This is a genomic window from Streptomyces sp. NPDC006207 (assembly GCF_040613835.1).
Classification (GTDB): Bacteria; Actinomycetota; Actinomycetes; order Streptomycetales; family Streptomycetaceae; genus Actinacidiphila.
Window position 1 is genome coordinate 82,024 of sequence record NZ_JBEXSX010000015.1, and the last position, 15,595, is coordinate 97,618.

The following is a 15,595-nucleotide window of genomic DNA, read 5'->3' on the forward strand; positions in this document are numbered from 1 at the left end:
GCCGGGCGGTGCTGCGTACGGGCGAAGTGGGTGGCCATCGGCGCCTCGACGGGCAGAACGCCAACGGCTTCCTCCCGGGCGGCCCCGTGTCGGTCATCAACCTCGCCGTGGGGCAGAAGATCGACCGCTTCGGCGGCGAGGGCGGACGGTTCCTCGCGCCCGCGGGCCCGCCGTACTCCCAGCGCTCCATCGCGCCGTCCAACCCCAACACCTTCGACCCGGGCTACCCCTTCAACTGCCACCTGTACAAGGTGGTCAGGCCGTTCGCGGTCTCCGCGGGAGTCGTGGCGCCCTTCTACGGGCAGCCGGGCAACGGGCTCCAGTACGTGCTGCCGCTGAACGACAGCGTGCTCAACCACATCAACAACGGCGGACTCATCCGGGCGGGCCGCTCCGCCGCGTTCCGTGCGCCTACAGCTTCTTCTCCAGCAGGGTCACCGTGTACGGGCTGCCCTTGCCGCTTCGCTTGTGGGGCTGCTCGCCGACGACGGTGTAGCCCGCGCCCTCGTAGTACGCCCGCAGCTGCGGGTTGGCCGCCACGCAGTCCAGCCGCGCGTACGGGCGGCCGGACTCGGTGATGCGGCGCTCCGCCCGGTCGAGCATGGCCCGGCCGGTACCGCGCGGGGCGGTCGTCCGGTCCACCATGAGGCGGTGGACGTAGCCCGCGTCCGGCGGGCGCACCCCCCAGGCGTGCTCGTCGTCCCACCACAGCTCCCAGGCGCCGACCACCCGGCCCTCGCGTTCGGTGAGCCAGACCTCGCCCGCCGCCATGCGCGTGCGGAAGTGGCCCTCGTCCATCTCGCCGGGCTTCCACTGGTCGATGCCGTGCTCCTGCATCCAGCGGGCCGCGTCGTCCCGGAGGCGGACGAGGAGGGCGGCGTCGTCGGGCAGTGCGAGGCGGAAGGAGAGGTCGTTCATGCCTCCATTGTCAGGGAACCGTTTCCGGGCCATCGCTCGGCCGGTCCCGCGAGGGCGAGACCCACCAGGCCCATGCCGACGAGCCCGAGCATGCCCAGCACGTACAGCCAGGCGAAGGCCGAGCCCCAGTCCATGGCGCCGGGGTGGGTGAGGACCGCCAGGAGCGAGAAGGCGCCGACCGCGGCGTAGCCGGCCGCCGTGCCGCCGGCGAACAGCAGCAGGAGCAGCGGCCTGGTCATCGCCTCCATGGAGGCCGCCTTCGAGGCCGCCGGCGACTGGTCCGCCGGCATCCGGGACGCCCTCGGCGCGCTGCTCGGCATCCTCGCCGGGGCGCCCGCCTTCGCGACCATGGCCGTGGTCGAGATCGACGCCGTGGGGGAGGCCGGGCGCGAGGAGCGCGATGTGCTGCTCGCCCGGTTCCGGCGCTTCTTCACCGCCGCGGACGGCGCCGCCGGTGCCGTCGGGGCTCCGCCGGAGGTCGCCGCCACCGAGCTGTGATGGCCGTACCCGCCGCCGCGATCGGCGCCACGCTCATGGTCCTCACCGCGCAGGGCGCGCTCGGCGTGCAGTTCGCGATCTCCGGGATGCCCTTCACCGTCACCGCCACCGAACTCAAGGGCGAGGGCTTCGCGCAGTTCGGCGGCCTCGACTCGATGGCCGAGGGCAGCCCGAACACCGGCGACACCGGCGGCCAGGTCCTGGTCGTCGTCTCCGCGATCAAGAAGGCGACGCTCACCGACCTCTGCCAGAGCGTCGACCTCGGTGGCACCAACCTCGTCATCACAGCGGGCGGCGGCGCGGAGAAGGTCACCGCCCGCGGGCTGACCACCGACTCCACCGAGCTGTCCGGCGACGCCGCCTTCGACGGCATCGAGATCGGCAACGACGCCAGCACCCTCGACAAGGCCGGCGTCCAGGGCCCGATCGGCGTCTTCAGCCAGCAGTCCGACACCGTGACCATCGACAACCTGCGGCAGACCAACTACGCCATGACGGCCGCGGTGTTCAAACTGCCCGGCCTGAAACTGAAGTTCAGCGGCGAGGGCTGCTGATGGCCGGCTTCCGCCGGTGGCGCGGCCGCCGCCCGTTCTGGGGAGGGGGCCTGCTGACCCTCGGCGGCGCCGAGATCCTGGTGACCGAGAAGGCCGCGCTGCCCGTCGTCCTGCACATCGGCGCGCAGGGACTGGCCGGCTACCTCCTGCCCGGGCTGATGGTGATCTGCGGGCTGCTGATCCTGCTCAACCCGGCCCAGCGGCTCTTCTACTCGGTCGTCGGTGTCCTGCTGGCCCTCGGCAGCTGGATCACCTCGAACCTCGGCGGCTTCTTCGTCGGCCTGCTGCTCGGCGTCGCCGGCAGCTGCCTCGCCTTCGGCTGGCACCCCGACGGGGGAGCACCGCGCCGCGCCCGCTCCCCGCGCGGCGCCCCGGCGGCCGCTCCTGGCGCGGAGCAGGCCACCGGGGCGGGGGAGGGCGGGCTCAGCGCAGCGTCGTGAGCGCCGCGCCCGAGTCGAGCACCGCCGACAGCTCGGCCCGGGCGCCCTGTTCGGCGCGCACCGCCATCGTCGGGCCCTTCGAGGCGCCGGTCACGCCGCCCGTGGCCTTGATCCGCGTCACGTCACGGCTGCCCGCCGCCAGCAGGTACCAGTGGCCGGCGGTGGACTTCCACAGCGCTCCGGCCAGCACCTGCGGCACCGCCCGGCCGCACGCCCCGCTGTCCCGGCCGCTCTGGCCCACCGGTGCGCCCGGGGTGCCCGGTTCGGAGACCGGGGGCAGGAACAGCGCCAGCGCCCGGCCGTCCGTGCCGCGCCAGGTGTCGGCGCGGGCGCAGACCCACGACGCCTGCCCGTTGCCCTCCGGCAGCCGCTGCGTCGCGTACCGCCAGATGTTGACCGACCGGGTGCCCAGGCCGCTCATGGAGGGAAGGTTGCAGGCCGTCCGGGCCACGTTCGCCAGCCCCGTGGGGCCGGTCGCCTCCAGCGGCGTGGCGTCCGCGGCGGGCTGGTACGTCAGGTGCGCCGGCACGAGGTCGCCGAGGTCGGTGAGGAGGAACGGCCGGTCCACGCCGAGGCCGCCGGCGGCCCGGAACTGCAGCGCGGGCCAGGTGTCCCCGCACACCCCGGGACGGCTGTCCGCGCCGGGCATCCGCACCGGCTCGGTCACCCCGTCCGCCGTGCGGTCCAGCTTCGCCGGGGCGCGCCCCGGGTCCCGCAGGTCGCGGGAGGCCGCCTCGGTGACCCAGGGGGCGGTCAGGAACCGGGTGTTGCCGTCCGTACGGCCCAGCACCACGGCCGCCGTGGTCACGCCCGCGCCGTCCACCCGGGCGAAGTCCAGGGCCGCCGAGCCCCCGCCGTCGCGCGGCTCGGCGTAGCGCACCAGGCGCAGGCCGTCGTACATCAGCACCACGGTGGCGCCGTCCACGTCCCCCGCGTACAGCAACTGCGGCTGCTGCGCGGGCAGTCCCTCGGCGGTGCCCTTGGTGGCCGACACGGCGACGTTGCCGGAGGGGTGCGCCCACACCGCCATCGCCCGGCCCAGCAGCGCCCGGTCGCCGGCGCGCCCGCCGCGGGCCGGCCAGGCCGTGAAGTCCACCCGGGAGGCGCGGGTCCACGCGGTGTCCTGCACCCGCACCAGTTTCGCCGGGTCCAGCAGATCCGCGGTCCCGTACGCGCCCCCCGGCGACCCGCCCGCCGCGTACGGGTCCTGCCCGCCGGCCAGTACCGCGACCAGGGTCGCGGTCACGGCGACCGCGCCCGCCGCGATGAGGCCCACGCGCACGTGCTGCCGCCTGCGCAGCAGATCCGTCGGCCGGGCCTGCACCGTGCACGGGTCGAACCCGGTGCCGCCCAGCAGCAGTCCCTCCGGCACCGCCTTGGCGGCCTTCAGGGCGCCCCGCGGGTCGGCCACGCCGGCGGCCACCAGCAGCCTGCGCACCTCGCGGCCGTCCGCGTGCCGGGGCCGCTCCAGCTCCAGCAGCGCGTAGGCCGCCCGCCCGGCCGCGCTCAGCCCGGACAGCGCCCGGTCCAGCTCCGCCTCGTCCGTCCCGGTCGCCTTGGTGTGCAGCCGCAGGCCCCAGACGTACGGCGCCGGACCGCCCACCACCGTCCTGCGCAGCCGGCCCCGCCAGCCCCGCTCGCGGCCGAACGCCAGTGCCGTGTCCAGCACTTCCTGCCGCACCAGGGCGTACGCCGGGTCCACGGTCCCCCGCGGCCCGGGCACGTCCACCACGGCGGGGTCCGGCTCGCACGGCGAGCGCGGCAGCACGCCCTGCGTCAGGGTGTGGGCGGTCAGCACCCTCCGGTGCCGGCCGAGCGACGGCGGCAACGTCAGGTAGGCCAGCCGGACCAGGTGCGGGTAGTTCTCGACGAGTGCGGCCTCCGCCTCCTCGACGTCCACGATGACGGCTGCGCCGTGCCGGGGACGGGTGGCGGTCGCGTGCTGGGCGTTCACGTTCCGTAGAACGAGTGAATCCTGGGATGGTCACCCCGCCACCGCGCGCCGCCCCGGTGCCGGAGCGCCCAACCGGCCTGCGAGCAGGCGTTGTCGGTGCCCCGCGCCATGATGGCCGCATGCACGAGACGGACTGGGCACGGCTGTTCCACGCCTACGGCGCCGCCACGGACACCCCGCGGCATCTGGCCGCCCTGCGCACCGGCCGGGAGGCGGACGTCCGGGCCGCCCTGGAGCACCTCAACGGGGCGATCGTGCACCAGGGCACACCCTGGCCCGCCACACCGCCGGCCGTCCGCCAGGTCGCGGAGCTGCTCGCCGGGGAGCGCCCGGCCGCACCCAGGCAGGCTCTGCTGGCCTTCCTGCGGTACGCGGCGCAGGCGGCGCCCGACCCGGCGGAGGCGCAGGAGTGGCGGGCGCGGGCGTTCCCCGCGGACGGGGCGGCGGCCGACGCCTGGCAGGAGGCCTGGGCGAACGCGGACGAGGAGGAGCAGCAGGCCCTCTGGGACGACGAGATGGCCGACCTGGCGGTCGTCCGTGCGGCCGTGGGGGTGTACGACGCCCTGCCCGCCGTCCACGCGGCAGCGGCCGTCCACCTGACCGACCCCGACCCGCAGGTGCGGACCGCCGCGGCCGCCTGCGTGGCGCGCACGGCCGCGCACCCGGCGCTCGCCGGCCGCAGGGACGAGGTCGTCCGGGTCCTCACCGCGGCCGCGGCCACGGCCGGGACGGACGAGCGCGCCGCCCTCGCCGTCCACCTGGGGGAGTTGGGCGAGGCGCCCCGGGCCCTGCTCGCCGACCCCGAACCGGCCGTGCGGGTCTGCGCCGCACTCGCCCCCGCCCTCGATGGCGACGAGGACGCGCACACGGTGCTGCTGGACGCCCTGCGTGATCCGGCCGCGCTCGACGCGGCGTTCGGCCGCAAGCCCGCCACCTTCACCGGCCGGCCCCGCTTCACCGTCGCCGCCGCACTGTGCCGGCGCGTCACCGACCCCGAGCGGCTGCTGCCCGCGGCCCTCGCCGTCCTGCCGCTGCTCCCGTGGCGCCACCCCGACCCGGACATCGGCCCCTATCTGCCCCGGTTCTTCCCCGACGGCTGGCCGGCACCCCACAGCGCCACCGCGGCCCAGCGTGCCTACGCCGGGGCCCTGGCCGCGCACGACACCCTGTGGGATCCGCGCGGCGGCAACCGGGGTGCCCTCCTCGCCCGGCTCGGGCTGCCCGGCGACCGTGCCGCGTGGCGTGCCCTGAGCACGACGTCCGAATCCCGCCGGACCTCCTGACCGGACCGGGCGACGCTGGGGGCATGGACACCCATCGCATCGCGTACGAGGTCCGGGCCCTCGACCCGGCCGTCGCCGAGGAGTTGCGGGACGGCGACGACGCCGGTCTCGTCCCCCGCCCCGAGCCGGACCCGGAGGGCGGCGCCCCGCTCCGCTGCTGCCTGCGGCACAGCGCACCGGGGGAGCGGATCGCGCTGGCCGCCTACGCGCCGCTGCGCCGCTGGGCCGCCGCGACCGGGGCCGACCCCGGCCCGTACGACGAGACCGGCCCGGTCTTCGTGCACGCCGCCGCGGAGGACTGCCCCGGCCCGCCGGACGCCCCCGGCTACCCCGCGGCCCTGCACGCCGAGCGGCGGGTCTTCCGGTGCTACGACGCCCGGGGCCGCATCCTCGGCGGCCGGCTGGTCCGGCTGACCGCGGACGAGGTCTCCGCGGGCGCCGCCGACGCCGTCCTGGCGGCCCGGTTCGCCGATCCGCGGGTCGCCCTGGTGCACGTACGGGCCGTGGAGTACGGCTGCTTCCTCTTCGAGGCCGTCCGCGTGCCGTGACGGTGCGGTGGACGCGCCGAGGGCGCCCGGCGTGTGGACGGGCGCCCTCGGGGATGGTGCGGAGCGTCAGACGAGGTCGGCCTTCTCCAGCGCGGAGCAGCAGGTGTCGACGATGAGGCGGGTGACGACGTAGGGGTCGACGTTGGCGTTGGGCCGGCGGTCCTCGATGTAGCCCTTCTTGTCGACCTCGACCTGCCAGGGGATGCGGACCGAGGCGCCGCGGTCGGAGACGCCGTAGCTGTACTCGCTCCAGGGGGCGGTCTCGTGGGCGCCGGTCAGGCGGGCCTCGACGCCGGAGCCGTAATTCTTGATGTGCTCCATCGGCTTGTCGTCGCGGCCGAGGGCCTCGCAGGCCTCGATGATCGCGTCGTAGCCCTCGCGCATGGCCTTGGTGGAGAAGTTGGTGTGCGCGCCCGCGCCGTTCCAGTCGCCCGGGGCCGGCTTGGGGTGCAGGGTGGCCGAGACGCCGAACTCCTCGGCGGTGCGGTAGAGCAGCCAGCGCGCGACCCACAGCTGGTCGGCGACCTCCAGGGGGCTGAGCGGGCCGACCTGGAACTCCCACTGGCCGGGCATGACCTCGGCGTTGATGCCGGAGATGCCCAGGCCCGCGGCGAGGCAGTTGTCGAGGTGCTGCTCGACGATCTCGCGGCCGAAGATCTCGTCGGCGCCGACGCCGCAGTAGTAGCCGCCCTGCGGGGCCGGGAAGCCGGCCTCGGGGAAGCCCAGCGGGCGCGAGCCCTGGAAGAAGGTGTACTCCTGCTCGATGCCGAACAGCGACTCCTGGCCCGCGAACTGCTCGGCGACCGGGCGCAGCAGGGCACGGGTGTTGGAGGGGTGCGGGGTGTCGTCGATGTTGAAGACCTCGCACAGCACCAGCCGGTCGTCGCCGCCGCGGATCGGGTCCGGGTACGTGGCGACGGGCTTGAGCACGCGGTCCGAGCTGTGGCCCTCGGCCTGGTTGGTGCTGGAGCCGTCGAAGCCCCAGACACCGGGCTCCGCGCCGTCGGCGAGGATCTTGGTCTTCGAGCGCAGCTTCGCGGTCGGCTCGGTACCGTCGATCCAGATGTACTCGGCCTTGTAGCTCACGGGCGTCATCCTTGTTGGCGGGGGCCTTGCGGGTGGGTGGTGTTGCCGCTGCAGCCTCACAACCTGCGATTTCGCATCCATTGCCCGTGTGTTAACCCGGTGTGAACGCGCTGCCGTCCCACCTGCCGGACACCCCGGCAGGGCCTGCGGAAGGCCCTCCACCGCCCTGGGGACAGGCCCCCGTGGACCGCCGTGACCAGGGACGTAGGGTGTGTGCCATGCCTCACATCACCGTGGACTACACCGGCAACCTCGCGGACGCCTTCGACCGGCGCGGCTTCGCGACCGCGTTGCACCCGCTGGTCGCCAAGACCATCGACACCAGGGTGGAGGCGTGCAAGACCCGCTTCCGCCGGTCCGACGAGTACGTCCTCGCCGACGGCGCCCCCGAGCACGCGCTGGTGCTCGTCCAGGCCGCCGTCCTGTCCGGGCGCACGCCCGAGGCCAAGACGCAGCTGAGCGAGGCCGTCCTGGAGCTGGTGCGGGAGCACCTCGCGCCGACGCCGGGGCTGAGCGTGCAGACCGCCGTCGACGTCGTCGACCTCGACCGCACCTGGTACCGCAGCCACACCGAGCCGGCGGGGGAGCGGTGACCATGCGCATCGGACTGCTCGGCACCGGCCCCTGGGCGGAGATCGCCCACGGCCCCGCCCTCGTCGCCCACCCCGAGGTCGAGTTCACCGGGATCTGGGGCCGCCGCCCCGAGGCGGCGGCCGCGCTCGCCGCGACCCTCGGCACCCGTGCCTACGCCGACGTGGACGAGCTCATCGGCGACGTGGACGCGGTCGCCATCGCCCTGCCCCCGGACGTGCAGGCCCCGCTGGCCGCGCGTGCCGCCGAGGCCGGCCGGCACCTGCTGCTCGACAAGCCGGTCGCGACGACCGTCGCCGACGCCCGCCGTGTCGCCGACGCCGCCGAGGCCGCCGGGGTCGCGTCGGTGGTCTTCTTCACCCTCCGCTTCGACGCCACGAGTTCCGCCTGGATCGACGAGCAGGCCGCCGTGGACGGCTGGTTCACCGCTCGTGCGGAGTGGTTCGGCTCGGTGTTCACCTCCGGCGACAGCCCCTTCGCGGCATCCCCCTGGCGGCGCGAGAAGGGCGCGTTGTGGGACGTCGGGCCGCACGCGCTGTCCGTGCTCCTCCCGGTCCTCGGGGACGTCACCGCGCTCACCGCCGTCCAGGGGCCCGGCGACACCGCGCACCTGGTGCTGCGGCACGACAGCGGCGCCTCCAGCACGGCGGCGCTCAGCCTCACGGCCCCGCCGGCGGCCGCCGGCATGACCGTCGAGCTGCGCGGCACCTCCGGGGTGGTCTCGCTCCCCGGCCGCGCCGATGGTCCCGTGCCCGCCTTCGGCAACGCCATCGACGCCCTGCTCACGGCCGTGCGCACCGGCGTCCCCCACCCCTGCGACGCCCGCTTCGCGGCGCGCGTGACGGAGTTGCTGGCCTCGGCCGACCCTGCGTGACGCGCCGTCAGGGGCAGGACCCTGGCGGGCGACTTGCGAAGTGCCTATCGTTTTGGGTATGGCAGCGGACTGGTGGTCCATCGAAGTCCTCAACGCCAGCACATCCGCCGCGGCATGGCGTGACGCGTATGCGCCGACGCTCGTGGAGTCGGCGGTCACCAACCGTGCACTGGCGTGGGAATGGCACTCGTACGGGTGGGGCGTCGTCTTCGAGTTGTGCTTCCGAGAAGAGGAGCACTGGCTCGCATGGCGCGCCCTGCCCGGCACTCGCGCGGCGCTCGACGCCGTCCCCGATCCGGTCTCCGGCGTCCTGGTCCACCGCGGTCGCGGCGGCACCAGCGGAGCCTTCGTCCCCCGCTCGCCGCACCGGTCGCCGGGCGCGGCCGCGGTGGGTCTCCCCGATCCGCCGCCGGAACCGTCCGGCGCGGCCGTCCTGTGCGAACGGGCGGCGCGCGCGTAACGCCCCTCAGCGCGCGCCCCGCCCCGCCCGCATCCGTCGTGGCCACGCGTGGCCCGTGGTCTCCAAGGCCGCGGCCCGCAGCAACTCGAGCACGGCGGCGGCGGGATGGTCGGTGAACGCGGGGAACCGCCACCGGTGGTACGCGCTCCAGTAGCTCACCGCGCGGCGCTCGGTGAGGGCGAGGAACTCAGGGTGCTCCGCGGCGAACCGCCCGTACACCCGGCGTGCCTCGCTCCCCGGCGCCAGGGCCCCGGTGAGCCGTGCGTGGAGGTCGGCGACGATCTCCGGCACGTACTCGCCGGTGAGCCGCACCACGAACGGCACCGCCCAGGGCTCGGCCACCCCGGCCACGTGCGCCGCGTGGCGTTGCCGTACGTACCCGTCGTGGTGCAGCGCGTACAGACAGTGCAGGACGAGGCGCTGCCGGGGGGTGAGGACGGCCGGCACTCCGGGTCCGGTTCGCGGCGGTGGAGGCGCACCGGCAGCCGCACATCGCCGTGGACCTCCCAGTGGGGGTCGTAGGCCGGGGGCGGTGGGAGCAGGGCTGCGACGGCGCGCACGTCCGGCGCGAGCGGGGCTGGGAACGCCGCCTCCAGGGACGGCGGATCGGCGGGCGCGGCGGACACGGGCGGACCCTACCCGGACCGGACACCTGTGCGGCGGGAAGAATGCGCCTCGGTGCCGCCTTGTACGGATCATGAAGGCCATCGTGTACACGGAAGGCGGCGGCCCCGAAGTGCTGCGCCTGACCGAGCGGCCGCTGCCGCAGCCGGGTCCGGGCGAGGTACGGGTACGGGTCGAGGTGTCGGGGGTCAACCCGACGGACTGGAAGTCGCGGCGCGGCGGTCCACCCGCCACGGTCACGGAGCAGGTGCCGAACCAGGACGGCGCCGGGGTGGTCGACGCGGTCGGGGACGGCGTCGACCCCGGACGGACCGGTGAGCGGGTGTGGCTGTGGGAAGCCGCCTGGCAGCGGGCGGACGGCACCGCCCAGGAGTACGTGACGCTCCCGGAGGCACACGCCGTGCCGCTGCCCGCGACCGCGTCCTTCGACACCGGCGCGAGCCTCGGGATCCCGGCGATGACCGCGCACCGCGCGCTGACGGTGGCGGAAGGCGGCCCGGCCCGGCTCGCCCCGGGTGTCCTCGGCGGCCGGAACGTCCTGGTCGCGGGTGGTGCGGGCGCGGTCGGCCACGCGGCGATCCAGCTCGCGCGCTGGGCGGGGGCGTTCGTCGTGGCCACGGTCAGCAACCCCTACAAGGCGGAGCTCGCCCGTGCCGCGGGGGCGCACCACGTCGTGGACTACACGGCCCCCGACCCGGCCGCGGAGATCCGCCGCGCCGCCCCGGAGGGCGTGGACGTCGTCGTGGAGGTCGCCGTGGCGGTGAACAGCGGGCTCGACCTGGCGGTGCTGGCGCCGAACAGCGTCGTCGCCTACTACGCGGACAACGGGGGCGCCGAGTTCACGCTGCCCGTCAGGGAGACCTTCGCGCGCAATCTGCGCTGGCACGGCGTGCTCGTCTACAGCATGCCGGACGTCGCGAAGCGCCAGGCGGTCGCGGCCGTCACCGAGGCCCTGCGGGACGGCGCCCTGCGGTCCGGCGAGGAGTCGGGGCTGCCGCTGCACCGCTTCCCGCTGGAGCGCACCGCCGACGCCCACGCGGCGGTGGAGGAGGGCGTCGTCGGCAAGGTCGTCGTGGACGTGTAGGCCGCGGGGGCGGCGGGCGGCCGCCCGGGCTGTCGGGTTTGTTCAAGACCGGCCGCGGCCCCTGCGCGCAGCATGGCCGCATGACCGAACTGCACGCGTACCTGATCGAAGCCGCGGGCGAGGCCGCCCGCGTCGCCCGCGGGGTGGGCGGCGACCCCGCCCGGCTCTCCGCGCCGACGCCCTGCGGGGAGTGGGACACCCGCACGCTGCTGAACCACTGGATCCTCTACACCTCGCACGGCCTGGAGCACCGCGCGCTGCGCAAGCCGCTGCCCGAGGAGCTCACGGCCCGCGACTTCACCGCCGGCTCCGACTGGGCCGGGGCGTACGCGGAGCAGCTGGACCGGGCCGTGGCGGCGTGGGCGGCGCCGGAGGCCTGGGAGGGGGAGGTCGACCTGGGCCATGGGTCGATGCCGGCCGCCGAGGTCGCCTCGATGATCGTCAAGGAGCTCGCCGTCCACGGCTGGGACGTGGCCCGTGCCACCGGCCAGGAGTACCGCTGCGGCGAGGCCCTCGGCGCGTTCGTGCTGGCGGTCGTGGACCGGTACGCCGAGGTCTACCGCCGGTACGAAGGGTTCGCCGCGCCCGTCACGCTGGCCGACCCCGCCGCGGCCACCGCCTTCGAGCGGGCCCTGGCCCTGTCAGGCCGTACGCCTACGCGGCGATGACCCCCGTGCCCAGCAGGCCGAAGAGGAGGACGCCGATCACGAGCCGGTAGATGATGAACGCGTTGAACGAGTGCTTGGCCACGAACTTCAGCAGCCAGGCGATCGACGCGTAGGCGACGACGAAGGAGACGGCCGTCCCGACGACGAGCGGCGCCGTGTCCACCCCGGCGCCGAGCGCGTCCTTCAGTTCGTACAGACCGGCACCGGTCAGCGCGGGGATGCCCAGGAAGAAGGAGAGTCGCGTCGCGGCGACCCGGTCCAGGTCGAGGATGAGCGCGGTGGACATCGTCGCGCCGGAGCGGGAGAAGCCGGGGAAGAGCAGGGCGAGGATCTGCGAGGAGCCGACGAGCATGGCGTCCTTGAACGTGGTGTCGTCCTCGCCGCGCTTGTGGCGGCCCATCTGGTCGGCCGCCCACATCACGCCGCTGCCGACGATCAGCGAGCCCGCGACCACCCACAGCGAGGCCAGCGGCCCCTCGATGAGGTGCTTGGCCGCCAGGCCGACGACGACGATCGGGATCGTCGCGAAGATCACCCACCAGCCGAACTTGTAGTCGTGGTGGTACCGCTCCTCGCGGTTGACGATGCCGGTGAACCACGCCTTGCAGATCCGGACGATGTCCTTGAAGAAGTAGACCAGCACGGCCGCGATGGCGCCGGACTGGATGACCGCGGAGAAGGCGACGACGGCCTTGTCGTCCACCGGGATGCCCATCAGGCCCTCGGTGATCTTCAGGTGGCCGGTGGACGAGATCGGGAGGAACTCGGTGACCCCCTCCACGACGCCGAGCACAGCTGCCTGACCGATACTGATGGCGCTCATGGGACCCATCTCTGCGGAGGACGTGGCATGCCCGGGCCTGCACCGGCCGGAGCCCTACGGAGTGTAAGAGAAGTCCCGCGCCCCCCGCGAACCAGGTCCGCCCCGACCGCACCCCCGACCGCACCCCCGACCGGACGCCCCGGCAGGCGGCCACCTCGCGAACAGGGCGGTCGCGCGGGAGCACGGTCCGGCGGTCTGTCGCGCATGTCACATCAGCGGCATCCGGTGAGAAATGGTGGCGAAGGTTATTTCTGTCAGGAAAATGTGCGGAAGCACGCAAGGCGATGCGACCCCGGCGCGGGGGCGATCGCCGGCGACGTGGCGGCCGGCGCGACACCCCCGCCATGCGAAGGAGGCAGTGGCGTCCGCGCCGCCGCACCCCAAGGCCCGCGCGGTGCAAGGACGGTGTGACGGAGGGCTCGAACAGGCCCGGTCGTGGGCAATACTGGCGGCCGCATGCCTGCGTAGGAGCCTTTCATGTCGATGATCAGCAATCTCCGCAAAGCCGTCCGCCTCACCCACGTACGCCAACGGCGTGTGGACCTCAGCCACCCGGCGCGTTCCCCGCTGGGCAGTTCGGTGGTGAACTGCGTGGTCTACATTGACGGACTGCGCCAGGACGACTGCGCCGCGTACGAGGCGATCGCCCGGGTCCGCAAGTCCGGCCGGGGCTTCGTGTGGATCGGGCTCCACGAGCCGTCGGAAGCGGAGTTCGCCGGTGTCGCGGAGCTGTTCGGGCTCCACCCGCTCTCCGTCGAGGACGCCGTGCACGCCCAGCAGCGGCCCAAGCTGGAGCAGTACGGGGACACCCTGTTCACCGTCCTCAAGACGGCCCGCTACGTCGAGCACGACCGGCTCACCGCCACCAGCGAGGTGGTGGAGACCGGCGACGTCATGGTCTTCACCGGATCCGACTTCGTCATCACGGTGCGCCACGGGGGCCACGGCTCGCTCGGCCCGCTCCGGGAGGGCCTGGAGACGGTCCCCGACCAGCTCGCCAAGGGGCCGGCCGCCGTCCTGCACGCGATAACCGACCACGTCGTCGACCAGTACCTCGCCGTCACCTCCGCGGTCCACGCGGACATCGAGCAGGTCGAGACCGACGTCTTCTCCGACCACCGCGGCCGCGGCACCGACGCCGGCCGGATCTACCAGCTCAAGCGCGAACTGCTGGAGCTCAAGCGGGCCGTGGCACCGCTCGGCCGCCCCCTCCAGCGGCTCGCAGAGGAGCCCCTGCCCGGCATCGAGGCCGACCTGCGGACCTACTTCCGCGACGCCGCCGACCACCTCGCCCGCGCCACCGAGCAGGTCACCTCCTTCGACGACCTGCTCAACTCGATCCTCCAGGCCAACATCGCGCAGGTGTCCATGGCCCAGAACGAGGACATGCGCAAGATCAGCGCCTGGGTCGCCATCCTCGCCGTCCCCACCATGATCTGCGGCCTGTACGGCATGAACTTCGAGCACATGCCGGAACTGCGCTGGACCTACGGCTATCCGCTCGCCGTGGGCGTGATGGCCGTCGCCTGCTTCGTCATCCACCGCGGATTCCGGCGCAACGGCTGGTTGTGAGCAGTGCTGTGTGACATATTACCGGCGTGAGCAAGCCGACGAGCTGCGATGTCGTGGTCGTCGGCGCCGGGATGGTGGGCGCGGCCTGCGCCCTCCAGGCCGCGGCGGCCGGGCTCCGCACCGTCCTCGTGGACCGCGGGCCGGTGGCCGGCGGCACCACCGGGGCCGGCGAGGGCAATCTGCTGGTCTCCGACAAGGAGCCGGGGCCGGAGCTCGCACTCGCCCTGCTCTCCGCCCGGCTGTGGCAGGAACTGACGGAGCGTCACCACCTGGGCGTGACCGCCGAGTACGAGGCCAAGGGCGGGCTCGTCGTGGCGTCCGGCGCGGACGGACTGCGCGCACTGGAGGACTTCGCCGCCGCCCAGCGGCGCAGCGGCGTCCAGGCGGTGCCCGTCCCGGCGGACGGGCTGCGCGAGCTCGAACCCCACCTGGCGGACGGACTCGCCGGGGGTGTGCACTACCCCCAGGACGCCCAGGTGCAGCCCGCGCTCGCCGCCGCCCGCCTCGTCCGCGCCGCCCGCGACCTTGGGGCGCAGGCGCGTCTCGGCACCACGGTGACGGCGGTGCTCCGCGCGCCGGACGGCGCCGTGCGCGGGGTCCGTACCGACCGGGGCGACATCCACGCCCCGGGCGTCGTCAACGCCGCGGGCACCTGGGGCGGCGAGGTGGCCGCCCTCGCCGGGGTGCGGCTGCCCGTACTGCCGCGACGGGGCTTCGTCCTGGTCACCGAGCCCCTGCCGGCGCGCACCGTCCGCCACAAGGTGTACGCGGCCGACTACGTCGCCGACGTCGCCAGCGACTCCGCCGCCCTGCAGACCTCCGCCGTCGTCGAGGCCACCGCCGCCGGCCCCGTCCTCATCGGCGCCAGCCGCGAACGCGTCGGCTTCGACCGCACCTTCTCCCTGCCCGTCGCCCGCCGCCTCGCCGCCCAGGCCCTCGCCCTGTTCCCGGTGCTCCGGGACGTCGCGACGCTGCGCGCCTACACCGGCTTCCGGCCCTACCTGCCGGACCACCTCCCCGCGATCGGCCCCGACCCCCGCGTGCCCGGGCTCCACCACGCCTGCGGCCACGAGGGCGCCGGCATCGGACTCGCCCCGGCCACCGGCCACTTGATCGCGCAGTGCCTCACCGGGGCCCGCCCCGAGCTCGACCTCACCCCCTTCCGCCCCGACCGCTTCCCCGCCGAGGAGGCCACCCCGTGAGCCGTCGCAGCCCCCTGCGCCTGGCCCGCGCCGCACCGGGCCCGGGCTTCACCTTCACCTTCGAGGGGCGCGACATCCCCGCCCACCCCGGCCAGTCCGTCGCCGCCGCCCTCTGGTCGGCCGGCGTCCTGTCCTGGCGCACCACCCGCGTCGACGGCGCCTCGCGCGGCGTCTTCTGCGGCATCGGCGTCTGCTTCGACTGCCTCCTCACGGTCAACGCCCGCCCGGGGCAGCGCGCCTGCGTCACCGTCGCCCACCCCGGCGACGTCGTCACCCCGCAGGTGGGCACGGGGGAGCTGCCGTGAGCGCCCGCGTCGGGGCCGCGGTGCGCCGTGGCCGGGGCGGGCGACGGGGAGCTGCCGTGGGCGGTGCCCGCCCGGCGCGGTGCGGCGGTTCGGCGCGGTGGCGGGCGCCGG

General features: G+C 74.8%; 19 protein-coding genes and 1 pseudogene. 14 read left to right on the top strand and 6 right to left on the bottom strand.

Translation table 11 applies throughout. The features are described 5' to 3' along the window. Positions 1 to 107 precede the first annotated feature (107 nt). A pseudogene (locus tag ABZ312_RS14830) lies at positions 108 to 368 on the top strand (TNT domain-containing protein); the annotation flags it as partial. Positions 369 to 411: 43 nt separating this feature from the next. On the opposite strand, the gene ABZ312_RS14835 reads toward ABZ312_RS14830, so the two are convergent. Both ABZ312_RS14835 and ABZ312_RS14840 read right to left on the bottom strand, forming a co-directional pair. After that, positions 412 to 918 (bottom strand): GNAT family N-acetyltransferase, encoded by a 507-nt coding sequence (locus ABZ312_RS14835; RefSeq protein ID WP_500437778.1) that lies wholly within the window; start codon positions 916 to 918, stop codon positions 412 to 414. Next, positions 915 to 1,166 carry a hypothetical protein gene (locus tag ABZ312_RS14840; RefSeq protein WP_500437780.1) on the bottom strand — a complete coding sequence of 84 codons (252 nt, stop codon included), beginning with the start codon at positions 1,164 to 1,166 and terminating at the stop codon, positions 915 to 917. Before ABZ312_RS14840 ends, ABZ312_RS14835 begins: the two co-directional genes overlap by 4 nt. On the opposite strand from ABZ312_RS14840, the gene ABZ312_RS14845 reads away from it, so the two are divergent. The 3 genes from ABZ312_RS14845 to ABZ312_RS14855 are packed head-to-tail and all read left to right on the top strand — an operon-like array spanning position 1,165 to position 2,410. Beyond that, positions 1,165 to 1,416, top strand: a complete 252-nt coding sequence (locus ABZ312_RS14845; protein WP_500322407.1) for a hypothetical protein — start codon at positions 1,165 to 1,167, stop codon at positions 1,414 to 1,416. The two genes, ABZ312_RS14840 and ABZ312_RS14845, sit on opposite strands and share 2 nt — an antisense overlap. Next, positions 1,416 to 1,970: a DUF6230 family protein gene (locus ABZ312_RS14850; RefSeq protein WP_500437782.1), complete on the top strand. Its 555-nt coding sequence runs from the start codon at positions 1,416 to 1,418 to the stop codon at positions 1,968 to 1,970. The genes ABZ312_RS14845 and ABZ312_RS14850 overlap by 1 nt, the downstream gene beginning before the upstream one ends. Next, complete coding sequence (locus ABZ312_RS14855; protein WP_500322308.1) at positions 1,970 to 2,410, top strand: DUF6114 domain-containing protein; 441 nt, start codon at positions 1,970 to 1,972, stop codon at positions 2,408 to 2,410. The genes ABZ312_RS14850 and ABZ312_RS14855 overlap by 1 nt, the downstream gene beginning before the upstream one ends. Here ABZ312_RS14855 and ABZ312_RS14860 read toward each other — a convergent pair. Further along, positions 2,394 to 4,364, bottom strand: coding sequence for a hypothetical protein (locus tag ABZ312_RS14860; protein WP_500322310.1), 1,971 nt, complete (start codon positions 4,362 to 4,364; stop codon positions 2,394 to 2,396). The genes ABZ312_RS14855 and ABZ312_RS14860 overlap by 17 nt on opposite strands. 119 nt (positions 4,365 to 4,483) lie before the next feature. Here ABZ312_RS14860 and ABZ312_RS14865 point away from each other — a divergent pair, with 119 nt between their 5' ends. Further along, positions 4,484 to 5,647 (top strand): hypothetical protein, encoded by a 1,164-nt coding sequence (locus tag ABZ312_RS14865; protein ID WP_500359665.1) that lies wholly within the window; start codon positions 4,484 to 4,486, stop codon positions 5,645 to 5,647. A 23-nt stretch (positions 5,648 to 5,670) separates the two neighbouring features. Further along, complete coding sequence (locus ABZ312_RS14870; RefSeq protein WP_500322313.1) at positions 5,671 to 6,195, top strand: DUF1203 domain-containing protein; 525 nt, start codon at positions 5,671 to 5,673, stop codon at positions 6,193 to 6,195. A 66-nt stretch (positions 6,196 to 6,261) separates the two neighbouring features. Here ABZ312_RS14870 and glnII read toward each other — a convergent pair whose 3' ends face one another. Beyond that, complete coding sequence (gene glnII, locus ABZ312_RS14875) at positions 6,262 to 7,281, bottom strand: glutamine synthetase (protein ID WP_500359664.1); 1,020 nt, start codon at positions 7,279 to 7,281, stop codon at positions 6,262 to 6,264. Between the two features lie 218 nt (positions 7,282 to 7,499). On the opposite strand from glnII, the gene ABZ312_RS14880 reads away from it, so the two are divergent. The 3 genes from ABZ312_RS14880 to ABZ312_RS14890 are packed head-to-tail and all read left to right on the top strand — an operon-like array spanning position 7,500 to position 9,206. Next, complete coding sequence (locus tag ABZ312_RS14880) at positions 7,500 to 7,874, top strand: 5-carboxymethyl-2-hydroxymuconate Delta-isomerase (protein WP_499511483.1); 375 nt, start codon at positions 7,500 to 7,502, stop codon at positions 7,872 to 7,874. 2 nt (positions 7,875 to 7,876) lie between these two features. Next, on the top strand, positions 7,877 to 8,746 hold the full coding sequence (locus ABZ312_RS14885; RefSeq protein ID WP_500322316.1) for a Gfo/Idh/MocA family protein: 870 nt from the start codon (positions 7,877 to 7,879) through the stop codon (positions 8,744 to 8,746). Positions 8,747 to 8,804: 58 nt separating this feature from the next. Continuing rightward, a complete protein-coding gene (locus ABZ312_RS14890) occupies positions 8,805 to 9,206 on the top strand; it encodes a hypothetical protein (protein ID WP_499511481.1) in 402 nt (133 codons plus the stop codon). Positions 9,207 to 9,212: 6 nt separating this feature from the next. Here the strand turns inward: ABZ312_RS14890 and ABZ312_RS14895 are convergent, their stop codons facing one another. Continuing rightward, positions 9,213 to 9,653 carry a hypothetical protein gene (locus tag ABZ312_RS14895; protein ID WP_500437783.1) on the bottom strand — a complete coding sequence of 147 codons (441 nt, stop codon included), beginning with the start codon at positions 9,651 to 9,653 and terminating at the stop codon, positions 9,213 to 9,215. Positions 9,654 to 9,903: 250 nt separating this feature from the next. On the opposite strand from ABZ312_RS14895, the gene ABZ312_RS14900 reads away from it, so the two are divergent. Beyond that, entirely contained in the window at positions 9,904 to 10,914 is a 1,011-nt protein-coding gene (locus tag ABZ312_RS14900) for an NADPH:quinone reductase (protein WP_500437785.1), read from the top strand. An 80-nt stretch (positions 10,915 to 10,994) separates the two neighbouring features. Next, positions 10,995 to 11,582: a TIGR03086 family metal-binding protein gene (locus tag ABZ312_RS14905; RefSeq protein WP_500359661.1), complete on the top strand. Its 588-nt coding sequence runs from the start codon at positions 10,995 to 10,997 to the stop codon at positions 11,580 to 11,582. Here ABZ312_RS14905 and ABZ312_RS14910 read toward each other — a convergent pair. Beyond that, a complete protein-coding gene (locus ABZ312_RS14910; RefSeq protein WP_500322321.1) occupies positions 11,569 to 12,405 on the bottom strand; it encodes an undecaprenyl-diphosphate phosphatase in 837 nt (278 codons plus the stop codon). The genes ABZ312_RS14905 and ABZ312_RS14910 overlap by 14 nt on opposite strands. Positions 12,406 to 12,882: 477 nt before the next feature. Between ABZ312_RS14910 and ABZ312_RS14915 the strand changes: the two genes are divergently transcribed. From ABZ312_RS14915 to ABZ312_RS14925, 3 genes are read left to right on the top strand one after another with little or no spacing between them, the layout of a single operon-like run. Then, a complete protein-coding gene (locus ABZ312_RS14915) occupies positions 12,883 to 13,977 on the top strand; it encodes a magnesium and cobalt transport protein CorA (protein ID WP_500437787.1) in 1,095 nt (364 codons plus the stop codon). 26 nt (positions 13,978 to 14,003) lie between these two features. Continuing rightward, positions 14,004 to 15,179: an NAD(P)/FAD-dependent oxidoreductase gene (locus ABZ312_RS14920; RefSeq protein WP_500437789.1), complete on the top strand. Its 1,176-nt coding sequence runs from the start codon at positions 14,004 to 14,006 to the stop codon at positions 15,177 to 15,179. Next, positions 15,176 to 15,484, top strand: a complete 309-nt coding sequence (locus ABZ312_RS14925; protein ID WP_500437791.1) for a (2Fe-2S)-binding protein — start codon at positions 15,176 to 15,178, stop codon at positions 15,482 to 15,484. Before ABZ312_RS14920 ends, ABZ312_RS14925 begins: the two co-directional genes overlap by 4 nt. Positions 15,485 to 15,595 lie beyond the last annotated feature (111 nt).